Raw genomic sequence first — 15,352 nt, forward strand, 5'->3', positions numbered from 1 at the left:
TGATGCCACCGATGACGAAAAATACAAGATAATGCACATCCTGTTTGATGCTGTGTATTATGACTTTGGTCAAAAGCGTCTGGTGGGATTTAAGCCCCATTCAGACTTTGTTCCGATCTTTCGACTGGCTGCTCCGTTATCCGGATGGAACGAAAAAGAAGGATTTATTTTTCGCACAATTATTTGAAATGTTGACACGCGAATCTTGGGGTGCTATACTGCGGCAAGCTTGACTTGCCAAATAAGTCAAAATGAAGATGGTAATTGATTTGCCATCAACCAAAAATTGAATATCTGTTCGTTAGTTTGTCCGTAAAAAGAATGAGAGCCCACTTAGCAGAGTGGACTCTCTTCTGGGCAAACTTCCCATATCATATCGTCAGTTTGACCATTGGCGGAGAGGGCGGGATTCGAACCCGCGAACCTTTGTGGGTTACACGCTTTCCAAGCGTGCGCGCTAAGCCAGACTACGCGACCTCTCCATTGGGTGGAAGCGGGCAGATTATACCATGCGCAAACTAGTTGTCCAACGCTCCCTGGTTGATCCAATCGACGATGAGTTGCACTTGTGGGGGCGTCAACTTCGGTCCGCGTTTGGGCATTTCTTGTGTAATCACCTGTTCAGCCAGCAGGCTGTTGTCGGCGTCGCCGGGGGTGAGGATGAGTCCATTTTCGGAGCCAGCCATGAGTGCCGCATAGGTGGTGAGGTTTAATCCCTCTTTGGTTTCGCGTCCGCCGTGACAGTTCTTACAGCGGCTATCGAGAATGGGGAGGATTTCATTGGAAAAACTCACTGTGGCGGTCTGGTTCTCCGCCTCGGTTGGCGGCGTGGTGGGGATGATAACAGTCGGGATGGCGGTATCGGTTGGGGGCGCGGAGGTGTCGGTAGGGGAAAGCGCCTCAGTTGCCGGGGCAGGCTGACTCGTCGGCGGTGAAGCGGGCGCGTCCGTGGGCTGGCCCCCACAGGCGGCGAGGATTCCCGTCAAAACGATTGTGAGCAAAACTTTTTTCATTGTTCTCCTAGAAACCATATAAGATGACGCCGCCCAGAAACGCCAGCGTGAAAGCGATGAGAAAACTTAAGCCGTAAGCCGCTGTGTAGAGGACGCGGTTGCCGGCGCTGAAAATTTGCGGGTTGCGATAACGAACAATGCTGATGCCGGTGGTGAGAGCAAGCAAAATCAGGGCAAGCATTACCTTGACGCTCGCGTTTGGCGCGTCGCCTTCGTAGTTTTTGATGTTATCCATCATGCCAGTGACGCCTGCCGCGATGGTGCTGACAGCGGCAAGGGCGATGTTCGCAAAGGCGGCGAGTTCCAGCGCTGGGTTCTTTCTCCACCAGGCGAGCAGGATGAAGAGGAAGGCGGCGCCGGTCAGCGCGATGGGGAAGTGCACGACCATCGGATGGGTGGGATGGATCTGTGTAACGGCGGCGATGAAGCGGTTGATGAAATCCATTGTTTCTCCTCGGTGAACTCCTTGTCTACCAGATTGCGGGATGATACCTATTATTACGCAAGTGTGGCTAAGAAAATTTTCATTTTTGCGGAAACAAAACATCGGACAGTTCGCAACCTGTCCGATGTTTTGTTTGGAATTTTGTGTTGTCAGTTTTTTGCGGGAAGCGGCAGTTCGCGCGGAGCCACCATGCCCCAGCGCGATGCGCCGAGGTACAAAATATCGAGGATGAGATCCTCGTAGCGAATCCCCTCCGCTTTGGCTTGCAGGCACAAGTCGCTATAATCGGGCGTGAGGCCGGGCAGGGTGTTGATCTCGAGCAGGCGCGGGTTGCCCTCATCGTCGAGTCGGATGTCGGTGCGCGAGATATCCAGCGCGCCGAGCAGTTGATGCGCGCGCAGGGCGAAATAGCGAAGTTTCTTTTCCAGTTCGGGTTCCACCACCGCCGGGCAAAAATAACCGGGCGCGCCTTCTTCGCCCACTTCTTTCGACTTGGACGCGTTGCTGTATACCTTCGGCGTAACGGAGCGCGTCATATCCAGTTCGAGGATGGGGAAGCGGTGGAAGCCGTCTTTTTCATACCATTCGGGGTTGCGCGAGTAGAGTTTCGCGTCGGCGCGCCCGAGGATGCCGACCGTGAATTCGCGCCCCGGTAGAAAGACCTCCACCAGCGCGGGTTGCTGGTAGGTGTTGATGATGTATTGCGCCCGTTCGCGTAATTCCTTCTCTTTGGTAACGATGGCTTTTGTATCCACGCCCATGCCGGTGCCTTCGCGCGCTGGTTTAACAAAGAGCGGATATTTCAATTCGGGTCGAAGCGGTTCGTCGCCGACGATGAACTCTTGAAACGGCGCCACGGGCAACCGTCGGTCGCGCCAGATGCGTTTGGTCAGCGTTTTATCGAGCGAGATGCCGTTGGTTAGCACGCGCGAGCCGGTATAGGGGATGCTCAGCATTTCAAGCAGGGCTGGCACTTGCGCCTCGCGCGCGTCGCCGCCGAGTCCTTCGGCGATATTGAAGCAGATATCCGGCTGGTGATCGCGCAACGCGAAGGGCAGGTCCCTGTCGGCTTGGAGGAAGACCGTTTTGTGCCCGTCAGTTTCAATGGCGGCGCGAAGCGAATCAATCGTTTCGATGTGGTCGAAGTCCGAGAAGGCATCCGGCGGGACGCCCTCCGGCTTGGGTTGTGAATCGTCCTTGATGTTGGCGAGAACGGCGACCTTCCAATAGCGCTTCATGAGGATTTGAATCTCCTTTTGTTTGATTCAAAATTTTTCGAGACAATGATAGCGCAATGCTGTCAGATGACAAGGTTTTTAAGTTTAAAACATTCTGCTAGACAATGAATTGTCTTTCAGGTATCATCGGTTCACTTCCAACGAAACGGGAAAGAGAAAAACACGAATGGCAATGTTTTCAAAAGACCTGGGCATCGACCTGGGAACGATGTTCACCCGCCTGGCGGATGCGACTCAGGTGCTGGCTCAGGAGCCGACCATCGTTGCGATCGAGGCGATCGAGCAAAAGATGGTGGCGGTGGGGCAGGAGGCGCGCGATATGTACGGCCGCGTGCCGGAGAGCATCGAAGTGGCGCGCCCGTTGAAGAACGGCGTGATCGCTGATTATGAAATTACCGAGACGCTTCTCTCGTACCTGCTTTCACGCGCCAGCGGAAGCATGCGCATCTTTCGCCCGCGCGTCATGATCTCCGTCCCCAACGGCGTCACCAGCGTGGAGCGGCGCGCAGTATACGAAGCAGTGCTGGAGGCGGGAAGCCGCGAGGCGTTCCTCATCCAACAGCCGCTTGCGGCGGCGATCGGGGTGGACCTTCCGATTGGTTCGCCTTCGGGCAATATGGTGATCTGTCTCGGCGGCGGTTGCACTGAGGCGGCTGTGTTGGCGATGTATGGCATTGTCTCTGCGGAGACTCTGCGCTCCGGCGGCATGGACTTCGATGACGCCATTGTTAATTATGTGCGCAGGAAATATGGCGTGGTGATCGGGCAGGTGACTGCCGAACAACTCAAAACAAGGATCGGCGCGGCGGTTCCACAAGATACCGAGAACAGCATGGAAGTGCAGGGACAGGATCAAGTGACCGGCTTGCCGCGCCCGGTCACATTGACGACCGGCGAGATCGTCGAAGCCTTACAAGACCCGCTCAAGGCGGTCGTCGAGACCGGTCGCCGCGTGTTGGAAAAAACTCCCCCCGAATTGGTCGCGGACATCATTGACCGAGGCGTGGCGTTATGTGGCGGCGGGGCGCTCTTGCGCGGCATTGATAAGTTGTTGACGAAATCCTTGGGCATCCCCGCGTATTTGGTGGATACGCCGATGACGTGCGTGGTAGAGGGCACGGTGAAGGCGATCCCAATGTATAACATTTTGCGGCGTAGTTTGCCGCAGGTTTGATATGCGGGCTTTATTCAGGTTAACCTGATCCCCTACAAGATGTCACACTGATCGGTAGCGCAGGGCCTCTGTTTGAGTCGTGGAGATGTTTCGTTGCGCTCAGCTTCATAATATTCAGCATGACATAGTCTACAGTTCGCCCATTAAGGTTAATCAGAATACGAGAATAAATTTTGGGACGCGAAAAACGCCGATGTTTGCTGAGTCAAGCAAACATCGGCGTTTTTGATTCGAGTAGATTGCGCTTTATCCTTCAGGTTATTGGTCGGATGAAAACACCAGGTTGATGAAGTAATCACGCTCCCCGATAAACCCGTTGAGATCGATCTGTTGCCCCACTGCAACGTCGGAAGATTGGAAGCCGTATTGTCCCACGCTGAAACCGTCCATGGAGGCTTCGTCGATGTTGAGGGGTATTGCGCCGTTCGGGGTATCCTGCCAATGGGCAAAGATGTCATTGGTTTGGACGGTCAATGGTGACGGCAGTTTTACTACGGTGGTCCCAGTTTGGGCGGGGGGTGAGTCGTCGGATACGCGGATGCGATAGACGACCTTCCAACCATCATCGTTGGGACGCAGGATCAGCAAGTCGAATTGTTCAACGGCTTTGTCGCTGTCGTTGAGATACATGATCCCATTAATAAACCCATCCGATGGCATGGCATATTCGTGCAGGAAGAGGTGACGCCTGGCGGATGAATCGCCTTTTGGCGCGGAGGGAACCTGCCCTGAAAAATCAAAGCCGATTTGCCGAGTCTGTAAAACAGGTTGAGGCGTGGGGGAGTTGTTATCGTTGGCTAGCGAAATGCTGGAACACGCGAGGGACAAAACGATGAGGAAAATAAAAAAGAGAATAGGCGCTTGTCTTGCCGGTCGATTCATGCATTAAACCTTTTTGTTGATTGCCTTACACATTCAAAATCGGAGCGCTGATTCACGCTGATAACGCAGATTTTTCTTTATGAATCAGCGCGCTTTGCGATCTGCGTCGCCAAAATCGTTGTGTAAGATGATCAGACCTTTTTACCACTTGAGAATCTGTATTGCGATAAAGTTTGCGGTCCCCACAAGAAAATAACTACGACGGCGGCGATCACAACCAGCGCATAGCCAACTGCGGCATTGCCCAACTCAAAGGCTGTACGTCCGCCCGGGAAAATGCTTCTCGCGGTATTGCCAATGGCGTGTAAGAGAATCGCCACGAAGACGCTTTTTCCAGCATTGTTATATACCCAGACGATCAGAATTCGTATCCCGACTGTAAACAGAGTGCCCCATGCCATCAACGGTAGAGTTTGACCGAGTTCAATCATGGATGGGTAATGCCAGATTGCGTGGATCGCGCCCATCAGTAAGCCGGCTTTCAACGCTCCCCAGCGCTCTTGCATGGGGTCAATGGCGTATCCCATATAACCTAATTCTTCGCCTGCCGCGGCAAAAAAGAACGCAAGAAAGACAAGCGGCGCGGCAGAGGGAATGTGCCATGAAGCGGGGACAGGCAGACCCGTGACGCGCATCACAAGATACGTTATGGTATCCAGAAACGGCATCAGAAAAATAACAGGGAGGTACCAGACCTTTCGCTTAATGTTCTTGTAATCGAGGGTCTTGCTCAATAACCGTTTGATTCCATCAAAATTCTCTTCTCTATACACGAGGATTAAAGCGGCGATGAGAGGGACGAAGGTCGCTCCAACGTCGGTGATTGGCAGATTATCGGGAAGTCCTTCGGCTTTAATCACCGTGCTAAGAAGCCAAAATGGAAGGGTCAAGACATATACCAGGATAAAAAAAGAGCCTGGAGTTCTTTTTGTGGATACGCTTGTATTCATAAATTTGTGTTCGAGGCGGCAAGCCTCCAGTTTCCAGTTCTGTTCCCCTACAAATAATACGTCATCCTCTGCAAATGCGTGACCGGGTCGATGTACTGCACCTTCACATCCTCCGGCACGTTGATGCTGATGGGGGCATAATTGAGAATGGCTTTAATCCCCGCCCTCACCAGTTGGTCTGCCGCGCCCTGCGCCGACGCGGCGGGCACGCACAACATCGCCACCTTGATCTTGTGGTGCTTGATCTTTTCGATCATGCCTGCCGAATCGAGAACTTGAAAATCGCCCACTGGCTGCCCCACTTTTTTCGGATCGTTATCGAACACCATACTCACGTGAAAGCCGCGATTGGCGAGCTCATTGTAATGAGCCAGCGCGTGACCGATATCGCCCATGCCCACGATGATCACATCCCAAACGCGATCCATCTTGAGGATGCTTCTCAATTTTTCCATCAAGTAAGAGATCGAATACCCCGTCCCTTGTTTGCCGAACTCGCCGAATTGTGAAATATCCTTGCGGATCTGCGCGGCAGAAATGCCCACGATCGCCCCCAAGTCCTGCGACGAAGTGGTTTGAATCCCCTGGTCAGACAGCCGTTGCAACGCCCTCAAATAAATGGGCAACCGCCCGATGATAATATCCGGTATCCTCTCAGTAGCCATGCAGGACATCCCTCGTTGAATGTAAAGTTATCTGACACGAAATGTAGAACACTGACCCGCGCGGAAGAACGCACAGATACGCTTTTTGAATCAACGTGTTCAGTGTCCAAAAAACGGCCTGTATGTTTATTCGATTAACTCTACCATAAAAGGTTTCTTAGTACAAACTGGCACAATCAAAATGCAATAAAACAAAGGTCATGGGATCGCCTCCACCTTCAACGTGTATTTCGTATACTCCAACCCCCCGGTGGGCGACGAAACGAAATGCACCGCGTACACCCCGCTCGGGTCGCTGAGGAACAAAATGATCTTCCCGCACACAAGCGACCCCACCACCGAATAGTTCAACAACAACTCCGCGATATACGAGCCGCTCCCCGCGCACTCCAACTCCAATGTGGTATTCGCCGAAAACGTCTTGAACTGAATCCAATCCTCCGCGTCGCCGATGGGGGAGGAAACATCGCTCGAATAATGGAAGGAGCGCGTCCCTCCCGCAGTCAACGTGATATTCACCGCCGGCGCCACCGCCGAATCATGATCCGGCAAGGCAGGCGCAACCGTTGGCTCAATAGGGACGGCGGTATTCTCCGGCGTGCCGGTGCCGATCACCAGCCCCGCGTCCGTCACGATCGGGAGCGAATCCACGCTGGTTGCCTGAGTGAACGCCGCATTCACCCAACCCAGTCCGTCTGGTCCCGCCGCAAAAACGATCTGCAACCACGCGCCGCTCGCATCCTTACCCGTCAGCGTGACCACATCTCGCGCGTTCAATGTGCCGATGGAATTGAAACTCGTGCCGGGTCCACTGCGCACATTGAGTTGCTGTTGGATGATCGCCACCTGATCGCCGTTCGGATTTACCCCCGCGCCTCCCACCACAGGGACGGCTGGCTCGCCTGTGGTAACGATGAACTCCGCCGTCACCCATCCCACCCCCTGCGCCGCTTGCGGATACTTGATCTGCCACCAATTCCCGCCGGGATCTTTGCCGACGATCTCCACCTCCGTGTTTGCCGGGATGATGCCAACCACCTCGCCCGCTGTGGATGGTTCGCCGCGCACATTCACCCGTGTGGAGGTCGTCCCCGCGGCCGGAGCAACTGTACTCGTGGGAAGAGGCGGAAGCGGAGTCTTGCTGGGCTTCGAGGTCGGCGAGGCCGGTAACGTCGAAGTGACGACTAACGCGGTCGGCGTGTCCGCTTCGATCACATCCACAGAAAAACTACAGCCCGCGCAAAACATTACCAGCCAGCATATCGAAATGAATTTTTTCATCGTATGTGAATTGTAATGCAAAACAAAAACGCCTTCGTGGGGCGGGATGCCATCCCGCCTTTTGCCCAGCGTGCGAGATAACATCTCGCACCACGTAGAAAAAAATAAAACCGCCTCGCGGCGATTAGGCTGACACAACCATGCAGACTCGATAAAAAGATAGATCAAAGACAAATATCAAAGTCAAGGCGTGCAAGCCTTTCCTAAAGGTTTTATTGCTTCATTAACACCACGCAAATCAAATGTTGTGTTATCAGGTGGTGCATTGAATGGTGTAAATTCAAATAACATGGTTTCATGGGTACTGAAGGTATCAACTATGTCTTACAAACTTATTAATGGAAAAAATACAGCCGTACCATCTGTTGAATGACTCAATTGCAATGTCATAGCCTCGTCTTTATCAAAACGCACACGGACGGTTGAATAATCAATATTTGATTCAACTTCGCTCTGCGTACCTGTATAAACGTAAACACTTATTTTATGTTCTTTGCAACGAAAGACGAGCACGGGAAGAAATTTATCAAGCCAGCCTTGGATTTCTTTTTCAGCAGGAAGTTTTAAAGTGACTGTTTGCGAATCATCGATGGGGGAAATTTCTGTTGTGATTTGCCATTTACCTACTGGTGCTACTGCTTGCGTAAGAACATTTGCTTGAACTGCAGTTTGCGCAATTGCTGTTTGAATCAAGTTCGTGTCCATTGTGGGTACTGCGGTAGAAGAGAAACTTCCGCAAGCCAAAATAACAAAGACTATCCCAGAAAGTATTGCAAGCTTACGCATATCCTACGAGCCTCCCGTCTCTCAAATTTTGGAACCTTGATTCGTGTTTTAAGGTGTTTAGATAAACTCCCTTGTTACATTGCGCCCCCGCGCAGACTCGAACTGCGCTCTTCGGCTCCGGAGGCCGACACTCTGTCCACTGAGCTACGGGGGCGGGTGAAAAAATTTTATCACATGCGAAGGATGCCGCCGCAGTTCAACTGCGGCGGCATCGTGTGATTGCTCACACCTTCGCCACCGGCGCGAGCCTCATCAACTCGGCGCGATAGCCCTCGATGATCTTCATATTCCCCGCCTCATCGCCAACCCTGGCGAGCTGTTCCTTTTTATGCGCCAATTCGCCCAACACCTGATAGAACCGTTTCGTGGGACCGAAACTCCCGGAGGTGAGCGCCGAAATATGCGCGTTGAACTGGAAGAACGAGATGGCGGTTTTGTATTGCTGTTGCGAGATCGCGCCGCTGTTCACTTCCTCCACCAACTGCCGCTTCAAGATGTTGCGCTCGTGCATGATCATCCAAATGATGAACACGGTCATAATGAAATAGCCGAAGTAATCGGCGAGGATGCCGAGGAAGAACCCGCCCTCGCCGCCGACGAGCGAACCGAAGGTGTTATGGAACGAGTGGGTGAGCACGGCAACCACATAACCCGCCGGCACCGCGATGATCTTTACCAGCATGTTTCTGCTCATACGCGCCAGGGCGAAGCCGATACCGGTGAACGCGGTAAAGAACGGATGCATCCAGCCAACCAAGACCACCCGGACCACCACCAGAACCCAGAAACCTTCCCAGCCGCCTTGCTGAAAACCGTTGCGGTAAATGTACAACACGTTTTCGATCGCGGCGAAGCCCATGGCGGTGATTGCGCCGTAGACGACGCCATCCAGGATCGAATCGAACTCCTTGCGGAAAAGCAGGAAGACCACGCCCACCGCCAGCCCTTTCAACGCTTCCTCGATGATCGGCGCGACAATGGAGGTGGTGCCGAAATCCGCCGCGCTTTCCGAGCCGGTCAGCACATAGATGCCGATGCCGAATACCGTGTTCAAAATATACGCGCCGCCCCCGGCGATCACCACGCCCCACACGAACGCCGCGCCGAGCAAGAGTTTCGGCTCTTTCTCATACCGATCCAGCCAGTTCACGAATGCCGCGAACACAAACATCGGCACAAAACCAAAGAAAAACGCTCCAAGTAATGCCATATCTCCTCCAAGAGAATTGATAAGTGGTAACGACTTCAGCCGTTCTTAATAGTTAAAGCAGTTGACGACTGAAGTCGTCACTACGATTCATGCGGGACGTTGAATACCAACCGCGTCCGCTCGATCTTCGTCTCCTCGAACGCGATGCCTAACACATCTAACACCTCTTCGGGTCTGCCCGTTGCGCCCTCGCGCGCCGCCAGCAACATCACGATTGTATCATCCGCCGCTTCCAAGGAATGGATCAATGGACGCAGATCATACTTCTTTCCGCGACGTTCACGGAGGATGGATTCGGATGCCATTGCCGACTCGATCCTCCGCTTCAACTCCGACGGGTCAACTGGTTCGGTCAATTCGACCTTGTACCCCGCCTCGACCACCTGCGTCTGCAAGGCGGGCGCGCGCTCGTCCACTTGTTCGATGTGTGTCACGCGGATGCCCGGCGGGAGCGTTTCGTTGAGTTGTTCGCGCAGTCCATCTAAAACGACATCGCGCTCGAGACGCATATCCAATACCTCGCACGTGGACGAAAACCCCAGCGGCAGAGCCGCCGCGAGACTCATCTTCGGCTGTGGGTGAAATCCCTGCGAATACGCCAGCGGAAGTTCGGCGCGGCGGGCGGCGCGTTCCCACAACTTGTGCAAGTCCAGATGCCCCGTGTAGCGAAGCGGTCCCTGTTTGGAGAATGTGATTCGTATCCGCATGAAATTTGTAGGGCAAGATTAATCTTGCCTTACCGCCTGCGTCTTCAGCCACTGACGAATATCCCTCAGATGCTCGCGGTAATGTTTGAATGTGTTGTTGGCGATGCGGTCGAAGAGATTATGCTCATCAATCAATTTTTGCGACATCTTTTCGAGCATGGTCACAATGGACGAAAATGCTTGAATTTCCTGCGCGACGACATCCTCCAGCGAGACGTTTTTATATTTCTCCACCACCCACGCGTTCGGCGAGTCGTCGTCCAGCAGGGGAGAGCCAAAATCGGGATAGCCGAACTCCTCGCGGAAAGCATCCAACGCGGATTGAGTCTTGCAGGGCGTGTACACTTGCCCGTGCAAAATTTCGTTCATGCGATCCACGATATATAGTTCATAGCCAAGGATGTGCGCGAGAATATCCTTGATCGACCATTTCCCGGTAACGCCTTTCAACGTCATGCGTCGCGTGTAGCCAACGCGGTTCAAGGTCAACTCGAACTTGTCGCGCTCGCGCATCAGTTTGTCAATGAATTGTTTTTTCACAGCAGGCATGTAACCGTTAATCCCCAACCACTGATAACCGATTACTTATCACTTGATCACTGATCACTTTCCGCGAAGGCGATTTCACGTCCGGGCACTTCCATCCCTCGCCGGGATTCTCGCGGCGCATCTGCGCAAAGGTTGGCAAGATTCCGCAGGCGAAACAATCCAAGCGGCAGTCCACGCGGATCTGTCCCTCAAGTGATTGACGGAAATCCTGAAAGAGAAAATTCTTGCGGACCGCGGCAGTGATATGTTCCCACGGGAAGACCTCGTCTGTGCGGCGCTGGCGGTGCGTGTAAAACAGCGGGTCGAGTCCGTGTTCTTCAAAGGCGTTCATCCATGCGCTGTAATTTTTCCCCTCCTGCCACGCGTCGAACTTCGAGCCGTTCTTCCATGCAGAATAAACGACATCCGCCATTTTTCTGTCGCCGCGCGAGAGCCATGCTTCCAAAAACGAATCTTCCGCCGTTGCGAAACTTAATTTGATGTTTCGGTCGCGCCCTAATTCGCGGCGAAGCAGAGTCTGTTTGGCGCGGATCTGCTCCGGCGTGTCGCATGAAACCCATTGGAATGGCGTCTGTGATTTTGGAATGAACGTGTTCACGCCCGCGTTCAATTTGACGCGCATCCCCGCCACTTTGCGTCCCTCGGCGATGACGCGCTTGCACAAATCGGCGATGGCTTGCACATCTTCCAGCGTTTCGCTCGGATGCCCGATCATGAAGTACAACTTGATCGTCGTCCAGCCGCGCGAGTAGATTTCGCGCGTGGTGTTGAGGATGTCTTCATCGGGAATATATTTGTTGATGATGCGGCGCATCCGTTCGGTGGCGGCTTCGGGCGCGAGCGTAAATCCGCCGGAGCGTTTGTCCTTCAACTTTTCCATCAGGTCAATCGAAACCGATTCGATTCGCAACGACGGCAATGAAACTTTGAGATGTGTGCCGCCGAATTTTTCCCCAACTTTTGTGACCAACTCCAACACATTGGTGTAATCGGACGACGACAGCGACAACAGCGCGATCTCTTCAAAGCCGCTGGATTTGATCGCCGCCTCGAGCGCCTCGACCACTTCATCTACGGGTCTTTCGCGGACGGGACGCGTGATCATGCCTGCGTGACAGAAGCGGCACCCGCGCGTGCATCCGCGCATGATCTCGACTGACACGCGGTTGTGGACGATGTCAATGTTGGGGACGATGAACTTCGTCGGCGGGGGAGGCAGTTTGGCAACGACACGCTTGGTAACAATTTTTGGAATATCAGGAATTGTAGGCTCGATGTGCGAGATAGTGCCGTCTTCGAGATAGTTGGTTTCGTAGAAAGTGGGAACGTAAACGCCGGGGATGTGAGCAAGTTGTTGTAATACATCTTTGCGGTGGAAAGTGGAAAGTGGATTTCTACTTTCTACTTTCCACGTTTGCACAGCATCAATAATGTCATGGATTACTTCTTCCCCCTCGCCGATCACGAACGCGTCGATGAACGCGTGCATGGGTTCGGGGTTCATGGTGGAATGTCCGCCGGCGATGATGATGGGGTGGGTCTCGTCGCGGTCTGCGGAGCGGACGGGGATGCCGGCTAAGTCGAGGACGTTGAGCGCGTTGGTGTAGAGAGTCTCATAAGGGAGAGTAAAGCCGACGAGGTCGAAGCAGGCTAAAGGTCGTTTTGATTCGAGCGCGTACAGCGGAATCCCATGCTCGCGCATGAGCGCTTCCATATCCAGCCATGGGGCGTAGGCGCGTTCGGCAAGCGCGTCGTCGCGTTGATTCACTTGGTCGTAGAGAATCTTGAGTCCCACATTCGAGACGCCGATGTCGTAAATATCGGGGAAGACGAACGCGACCCGGGTCTGAATCGAGTCCCAATCTTTGATCGTGCTGTTGAGTTCGCCGCCTACATAGCGACCGGGCTTTTGAACCTTCAACAGGATGCGATCCAGTTTGCTTTCGATCTGTTCAGGTGTGAGCATGGCGAAAATTATATCAGAGGCGCATGGGTACATTTGGGGGATGAGTTGTTATGGTGAACACAGACTGAACTATCGAAACTGAAAAGTGGAAATCGAATCGAGCCGTGTACACATACTTGACGCCGGGCTAAGATTGATTAACTATTCAAAAAGGAGCGAAAGAAAATGAAGAGACTATTATTTATCCTGCTGGCGGTCGCTTTGACCGCCTGCGCCGCGCCGGCGACTCCCACTGCCCAGCCGGTGGCGCCCGAGCCTATTGTTGTGACGGTGGTCGTGGAACCGACTCAAGCCCCGCAGGAGCCACAGCAACCGGTCGTTGTCACGGTCGTGGTTGAGGCTTCGCCTGCGCCCGCGCAACCGACTGCCATTCCGCCCACGCAAGCGCCTGTTGTTGTCGCGCCCACCACTGCGGCTACTGGCGGCGCCATTACGGTAGATGATCTGCTGGGCAAAGGCGTGTTCAGCAACATTTCGGTATCGGGCAATGAATTCTCACTGCGTTGCGTAACGCGCGAACTGACCTTTACGGCAACCGCCAAATTGATCGATATCACAGATGCCGAACTCTTCTATCGGATAAGAGATTACCCGCAAGCGCTCTATGATTCTCCATGGAGAACCGCAGGCAAGATGGATGAGGTCAGCCCGGGCGTGTTCTCGATGGTACTCACCGGTGAAATGATCAACCCCGATTCACGGCAAGACCCAGGTTGGTTCGATTTCCAGATCGTCGGCTTGAACAAAGGCGGCGGTAGGGTAGATGCAACCCAAAAGATCGAGCAATTGATCGTCTATCGGATCAACTGCCCGTAGAAAGCAAACGTCCCGAGGGATCCAATCCTTCGGGACGTTTTTTCGCCTCACTTCGACAAATCTCAGTGCGGCGCATTCGCAGGGACGGTTGATTCAGTCTCCAATAATTTTCACCAGCACGCGCTTCCTTCGCCTCCCATCGAACTCCCCGTAGAAGATCTGCTCCCACGGACCAAAATCCAACTTGCCATTGGTGATCGCAACCACCACCTCGCGTCCCATGATCTGGCGTTTGAGGTGAGAGTCGGCGTTGTCTTCGCCCGTGTCGTTGTGGCGGTATTGACTCACAGGTTCGTGCGGCGCGAGTTTCTCGAGCCATTGTTCGTAATCGTGATGCAAGCCCGTTTCGTCGTCATTGATGAAGACCGATGCGGAAATGTGCATGGCGTTCACAAGTCTGTCACACTTACCACTTCAAAATTTCACCAAATCTGGTTCAACTCCTGTCGAAAAAGAGACGTAAGTCTGCTGATTAACTTGAAGGCATCAAATGGAGTCCTCTTGGCAAAGCCAGGAGGATTTTTTATTCGCCAATAATTTTCACCAGTACCCGCTTGCGTCTTCGTCCATCGAACTCACCGTAGAAGATTTGCTCCCAAGGTCCAAAATCAAGTTTACCACCCGTCACAGCGACGACTACTTCACGTCCCATGATCTGGCGCTTCATGTGTGCATCGGCATTGTCTTCGCCTGTGTCGTTATGGCGATACTGGCTGACAGGTTCGTGAGGGGCAAGTTTTTCCAGCCATTTATCATAATCTTGATGCAGGCCTGATTCGTCGTCATTGATGAATGCTGACGCCGTTATATGTATGGCTGAAATCAAAATAAGGCCTTCTTGGATTTCACTTTCATGGAGGCAGGCCTCTACTTGCTGAGTGATGTTTACAAAGCCACGGCGGGTGGGGAGATTAAACCAAAGTTCTTTACGGTAGGTTTTCACAATAATTATCTTTTTAGATTTTTTTCGTCCTCAATTGCGCCCAAGTGTGGATTCGGGAATAAGCGCAAAGGAAGTCTTTTGATTATAAGTTGTACTATGAAAACTCAATTTGTGGCGAGTACTTTAGAAATAAAATAAAACTGAAACCGTGGGTTACCATAATGAAGATTGAGGCGACGGCGTCCCCTAGAAAAGGGAAATCTATGAGTACCTCAGCGATCATAATGAGCGCCCAGCCAATGCTACAAATACAAGACCACGATAAAAGATTATATATGAACCATCTAAGGCTATATTTCGAGTTATTCATCAAATAATTTTGCAACAAAGAAGTAGAGAAGCCAATTATTCCGCCATTTACAACTCCAATAATAAGTCCTTCCAATGACCATAAAAAGCTATTAAAAAAAGGCGGATTGCCACTATATATAGAGCCATTTGGATTAATTATTTCCATGAAAAAATAATATAGCATGCCTCCTGTCAATCCGCCGACAGCGCCGCCTAAACCCGAAATGACCAAAAAAACATACTGCCTGGCTTTAATTTGACCCCTGAATCTCAGAACCTGGATAATTCCCACACCGAGGGAAACCAAGCATAGGGCAATCGCATCTAAATCGGTGAGGCGAGGACTTTGAGGAGGTAATCCTGGTTCCAAGCGGCTTGGAGTTGCTTGGCATGCATACCGCCTTTGGCGGTTTTCTCCTGTTTGAGCAGATTGAGC

Annotated in this window: 17 protein-coding genes, 2 tRNA genes and 1 pseudogene; 3 read left to right on the forward strand and 17 right to left on the reverse strand. The window is 52.7% G+C overall.

The genetic code is table 11. The features are described 5' to 3' along the window. Nucleotides 1-187, forward strand: a 187-nt coding sequence (locus tag AC16KF_RS09635; protein WP_484037100.1) for a hypothetical protein, incomplete at its 5' end; no start/stop codon positions are given. A gap of 205 nt (nt 188-392) precedes the next feature. Here the strand turns inward: AC16KF_RS09635 and AC16KF_RS09640 are convergent. The 4 genes from AC16KF_RS09640 to AC16KF_RS09655 form a co-directional block, all read right to left on the reverse strand. Continuing rightward, a tRNA-Ser gene (locus tag AC16KF_RS09640) sits at nt 393-482 on the reverse strand. Nucleotides 483-518: 36 nt separating this feature from the next. Then, complete coding sequence (locus AC16KF_RS09645) at nt 519-1,013, reverse strand: c-type cytochrome domain-containing protein (RefSeq protein ID WP_484037101.1); 495 nt, start codon at nt 1,011-1,013, stop codon at nt 519-521. Between the two features lie 7 nt (nt 1,014-1,020). Continuing rightward, complete coding sequence (locus AC16KF_RS09650; protein WP_484037102.1) at nt 1,021-1,458, reverse strand: DUF2231 domain-containing protein; 438 nt, start codon at nt 1,456-1,458, stop codon at nt 1,021-1,023. 149 nt (nt 1,459-1,607) lie between these two features. Continuing rightward, nucleotides 1,608-2,696: a D-alanine--D-alanine ligase family protein gene (locus AC16KF_RS09655; protein ID WP_484037103.1), complete on the reverse strand. Its 1,089-nt coding sequence runs from the start codon at nt 2,694-2,696 to the stop codon at nt 1,608-1,610. A 166-nt stretch (nt 2,697-2,862) separates the two neighbouring features. On the opposite strand from AC16KF_RS09655, the gene mreB reads away from it, so the two are divergent. Beyond that, entirely contained in the window at nt 2,863-3,870 is a 1,008-nt protein-coding gene (gene mreB, locus AC16KF_RS09660) for a rod shape-determining protein MreB (protein ID WP_484037104.1), read from the forward strand. Between the two features lie 258 nt (nt 3,871-4,128). On the opposite strand, the gene AC16KF_RS09665 is transcribed toward mreB, so the two are convergent. The 10 genes from AC16KF_RS09665 to AC16KF_RS09710 form a co-directional block, all read right to left on the reverse strand. Further along, complete coding sequence (locus tag AC16KF_RS09665) at nt 4,129-4,752, reverse strand: hypothetical protein (protein ID WP_484037105.1); 624 nt, start codon at nt 4,750-4,752, stop codon at nt 4,129-4,131. A 131-nt stretch (nt 4,753-4,883) separates the two neighbouring features. Then, a complete protein-coding gene (locus AC16KF_RS09670) occupies nt 4,884-5,642 on the reverse strand; it encodes a CPBP family glutamic-type intramembrane protease (protein ID WP_484037106.1) in 759 nt (252 codons plus the stop codon). A gap of 107 nt (nt 5,643-5,749) precedes the next feature. Next, entirely contained in the window at nt 5,750-6,367 is a 618-nt protein-coding gene (locus AC16KF_RS09675) for a redox-sensing transcriptional repressor Rex (RefSeq protein WP_484037107.1), read from the reverse strand. Nucleotides 6,368-6,565: 198 nt separating this feature from the next. After that, the gene (locus tag AC16KF_RS09680) at nt 6,566-7,648 is read right to left on the reverse strand and encodes an SH3 domain-containing protein (protein ID WP_484037108.1); all 1,083 of its coding nucleotides are present in this window, start codon (nt 7,646-7,648) and stop codon (nt 6,566-6,568) included. A gap of 324 nt (nt 7,649-7,972) precedes the next feature. Then, nucleotides 7,973-8,434, reverse strand: coding sequence for a hypothetical protein (locus AC16KF_RS09685; RefSeq protein ID WP_484037109.1), 462 nt, complete (start codon nt 8,432-8,434; stop codon nt 7,973-7,975). 82 nt (nt 8,435-8,516) lie between these two features. Continuing rightward, nucleotides 8,517-8,588, reverse strand: a tRNA-Arg gene (locus tag AC16KF_RS09690). A 69-nt stretch (nt 8,589-8,657) separates the two neighbouring features. Beyond that, a complete protein-coding gene (locus AC16KF_RS09695; RefSeq protein WP_484037110.1) occupies nt 8,658-9,644 on the reverse strand; it encodes a PrsW family intramembrane metalloprotease in 987 nt (328 codons plus the stop codon). Between the two features lie 80 nt (nt 9,645-9,724). Further along, nucleotides 9,725-10,351 (reverse strand): TIGR03936 family radical SAM-associated protein, encoded by a 627-nt coding sequence (locus AC16KF_RS09700; protein ID WP_484037111.1) that lies wholly within the window; start codon nt 10,349-10,351, stop codon nt 9,725-9,727. A gap of 18 nt (nt 10,352-10,369) precedes the next feature. Further along, a complete protein-coding gene (locus AC16KF_RS09705; protein WP_484037112.1) occupies nt 10,370-10,900 on the reverse strand; it encodes a hypothetical protein in 531 nt (176 codons plus the stop codon). Between the two features lie 7 nt (nt 10,901-10,907). Then, nucleotides 10,908-12,866: a TIGR03960 family B12-binding radical SAM protein gene (locus AC16KF_RS09710; protein WP_484037113.1), complete on the reverse strand. Its 1,959-nt coding sequence runs from the start codon at nt 12,864-12,866 to the stop codon at nt 10,908-10,910. Between the two features lie 165 nt (nt 12,867-13,031). Here AC16KF_RS09710 and AC16KF_RS09715 point away from each other — a divergent pair, with 165 nt between their 5' ends. Further along, entirely contained in the window at nt 13,032-13,682 is a 651-nt protein-coding gene (locus AC16KF_RS09715; protein ID WP_484037114.1) for a hypothetical protein, read from the forward strand. A gap of 93 nt (nt 13,683-13,775) precedes the next feature. On the opposite strand, the pseudogene AC16KF_RS09720 reads toward AC16KF_RS09715, so the two are convergent. The 3 genes and pseudogenes from AC16KF_RS09720 to AC16KF_RS09730 all read right to left on the reverse strand — a co-directional run. Continuing rightward, a pseudogene (locus tag AC16KF_RS09720) lies at nt 13,776-14,078 on the reverse strand (secondary thiamine-phosphate synthase enzyme YjbQ); the annotation flags it as partial. A gap of 127 nt (nt 14,079-14,205) precedes the next feature. Beyond that, nucleotides 14,206-14,625, reverse strand: a complete 420-nt coding sequence (locus tag AC16KF_RS09725) for a secondary thiamine-phosphate synthase enzyme YjbQ (protein WP_484037115.1) — start codon at nt 14,623-14,625, stop codon at nt 14,206-14,208. Nucleotides 14,626-14,719: 94 nt separating this feature from the next. Beyond that, the coding region (locus AC16KF_RS09730; protein ID WP_484037116.1) for a hypothetical protein at nt 14,720-15,352 on the reverse strand (633 nt) is incomplete at its 5' end.

Source organism: Candidatus Defluviilinea gracilis (assembly GCF_057138825.1).

Bases quoted from the DNA above. Each gene is read 5' to 3' on its own strand.
- AC16KF_RS09675 (WP_484037107.1), bottom strand. From the start codon at position 6,367: ATGGCTACTGAGAGGATACCGGATATTATCATCGGGCGGTTGCCCATT.
- mreB (WP_484037104.1), top strand. From the start codon at position 2,863: ATGGCAATGTTTTCAAAAGACCTGGGCATCGACCTGGGAACGATGTTC.
- AC16KF_RS09650 (WP_484037102.1), bottom strand. From the start codon at position 1,458: ATGGATTTCATCAACCGCTTCATCGCCGCCGTTACACAGATCCATCCC.
- AC16KF_RS09680 (WP_484037108.1), bottom strand. From the start codon at position 7,648: ATGAAAAAATTCATTTCGATATGCTGGCTGGTAATGTTTTGCGCGGGC.
- AC16KF_RS09665 (WP_484037105.1), bottom strand. From the start codon at position 4,752: ATGAATCGACCGGCAAGACAAGCGCCTATTCTCTTTTTTATTTTCCTC.
- AC16KF_RS09705 (WP_484037112.1), bottom strand. From the start codon at position 10,900: ATGCCTGCTGTGAAAAAACAATTCATTGACAAACTGATGCGCGAGCGC.
- AC16KF_RS09695 (WP_484037110.1), bottom strand. From the start codon at position 9,644: ATGGCATTACTTGGAGCGTTTTTCTTTGGTTTTGTGCCGATGTTTGTG.
- AC16KF_RS09655 (WP_484037103.1), bottom strand. From the start codon at position 2,696: ATGAAGCGCTATTGGAAGGTCGCCGTTCTCGCCAACATCAAGGACGAT.
- AC16KF_RS09710 (WP_484037113.1), bottom strand. From the start codon at position 12,866: ATGCTCACACCTGAACAGATCGAAAGCAAACTGGATCGCATCCTGTTG.
- AC16KF_RS09685 (WP_484037109.1), bottom strand. From the start codon at position 8,434: ATGCGTAAGCTTGCAATACTTTCTGGGATAGTCTTTGTTATTTTGGCT.
- AC16KF_RS09645 (WP_484037101.1), bottom strand. From the start codon at position 1,013: ATGAAAAAAGTTTTGCTCACAATCGTTTTGACGGGAATCCTCGCCGCC.
- AC16KF_RS09700 (WP_484037111.1), bottom strand. From the start codon at position 10,351: ATGCGGATACGAATCACATTCTCCAAACAGGGACCGCTTCGCTACACG.
- AC16KF_RS09715 (WP_484037114.1), top strand. From the start codon at position 13,032: ATGAAGAGACTATTATTTATCCTGCTGGCGGTCGCTTTGACCGCCTGC.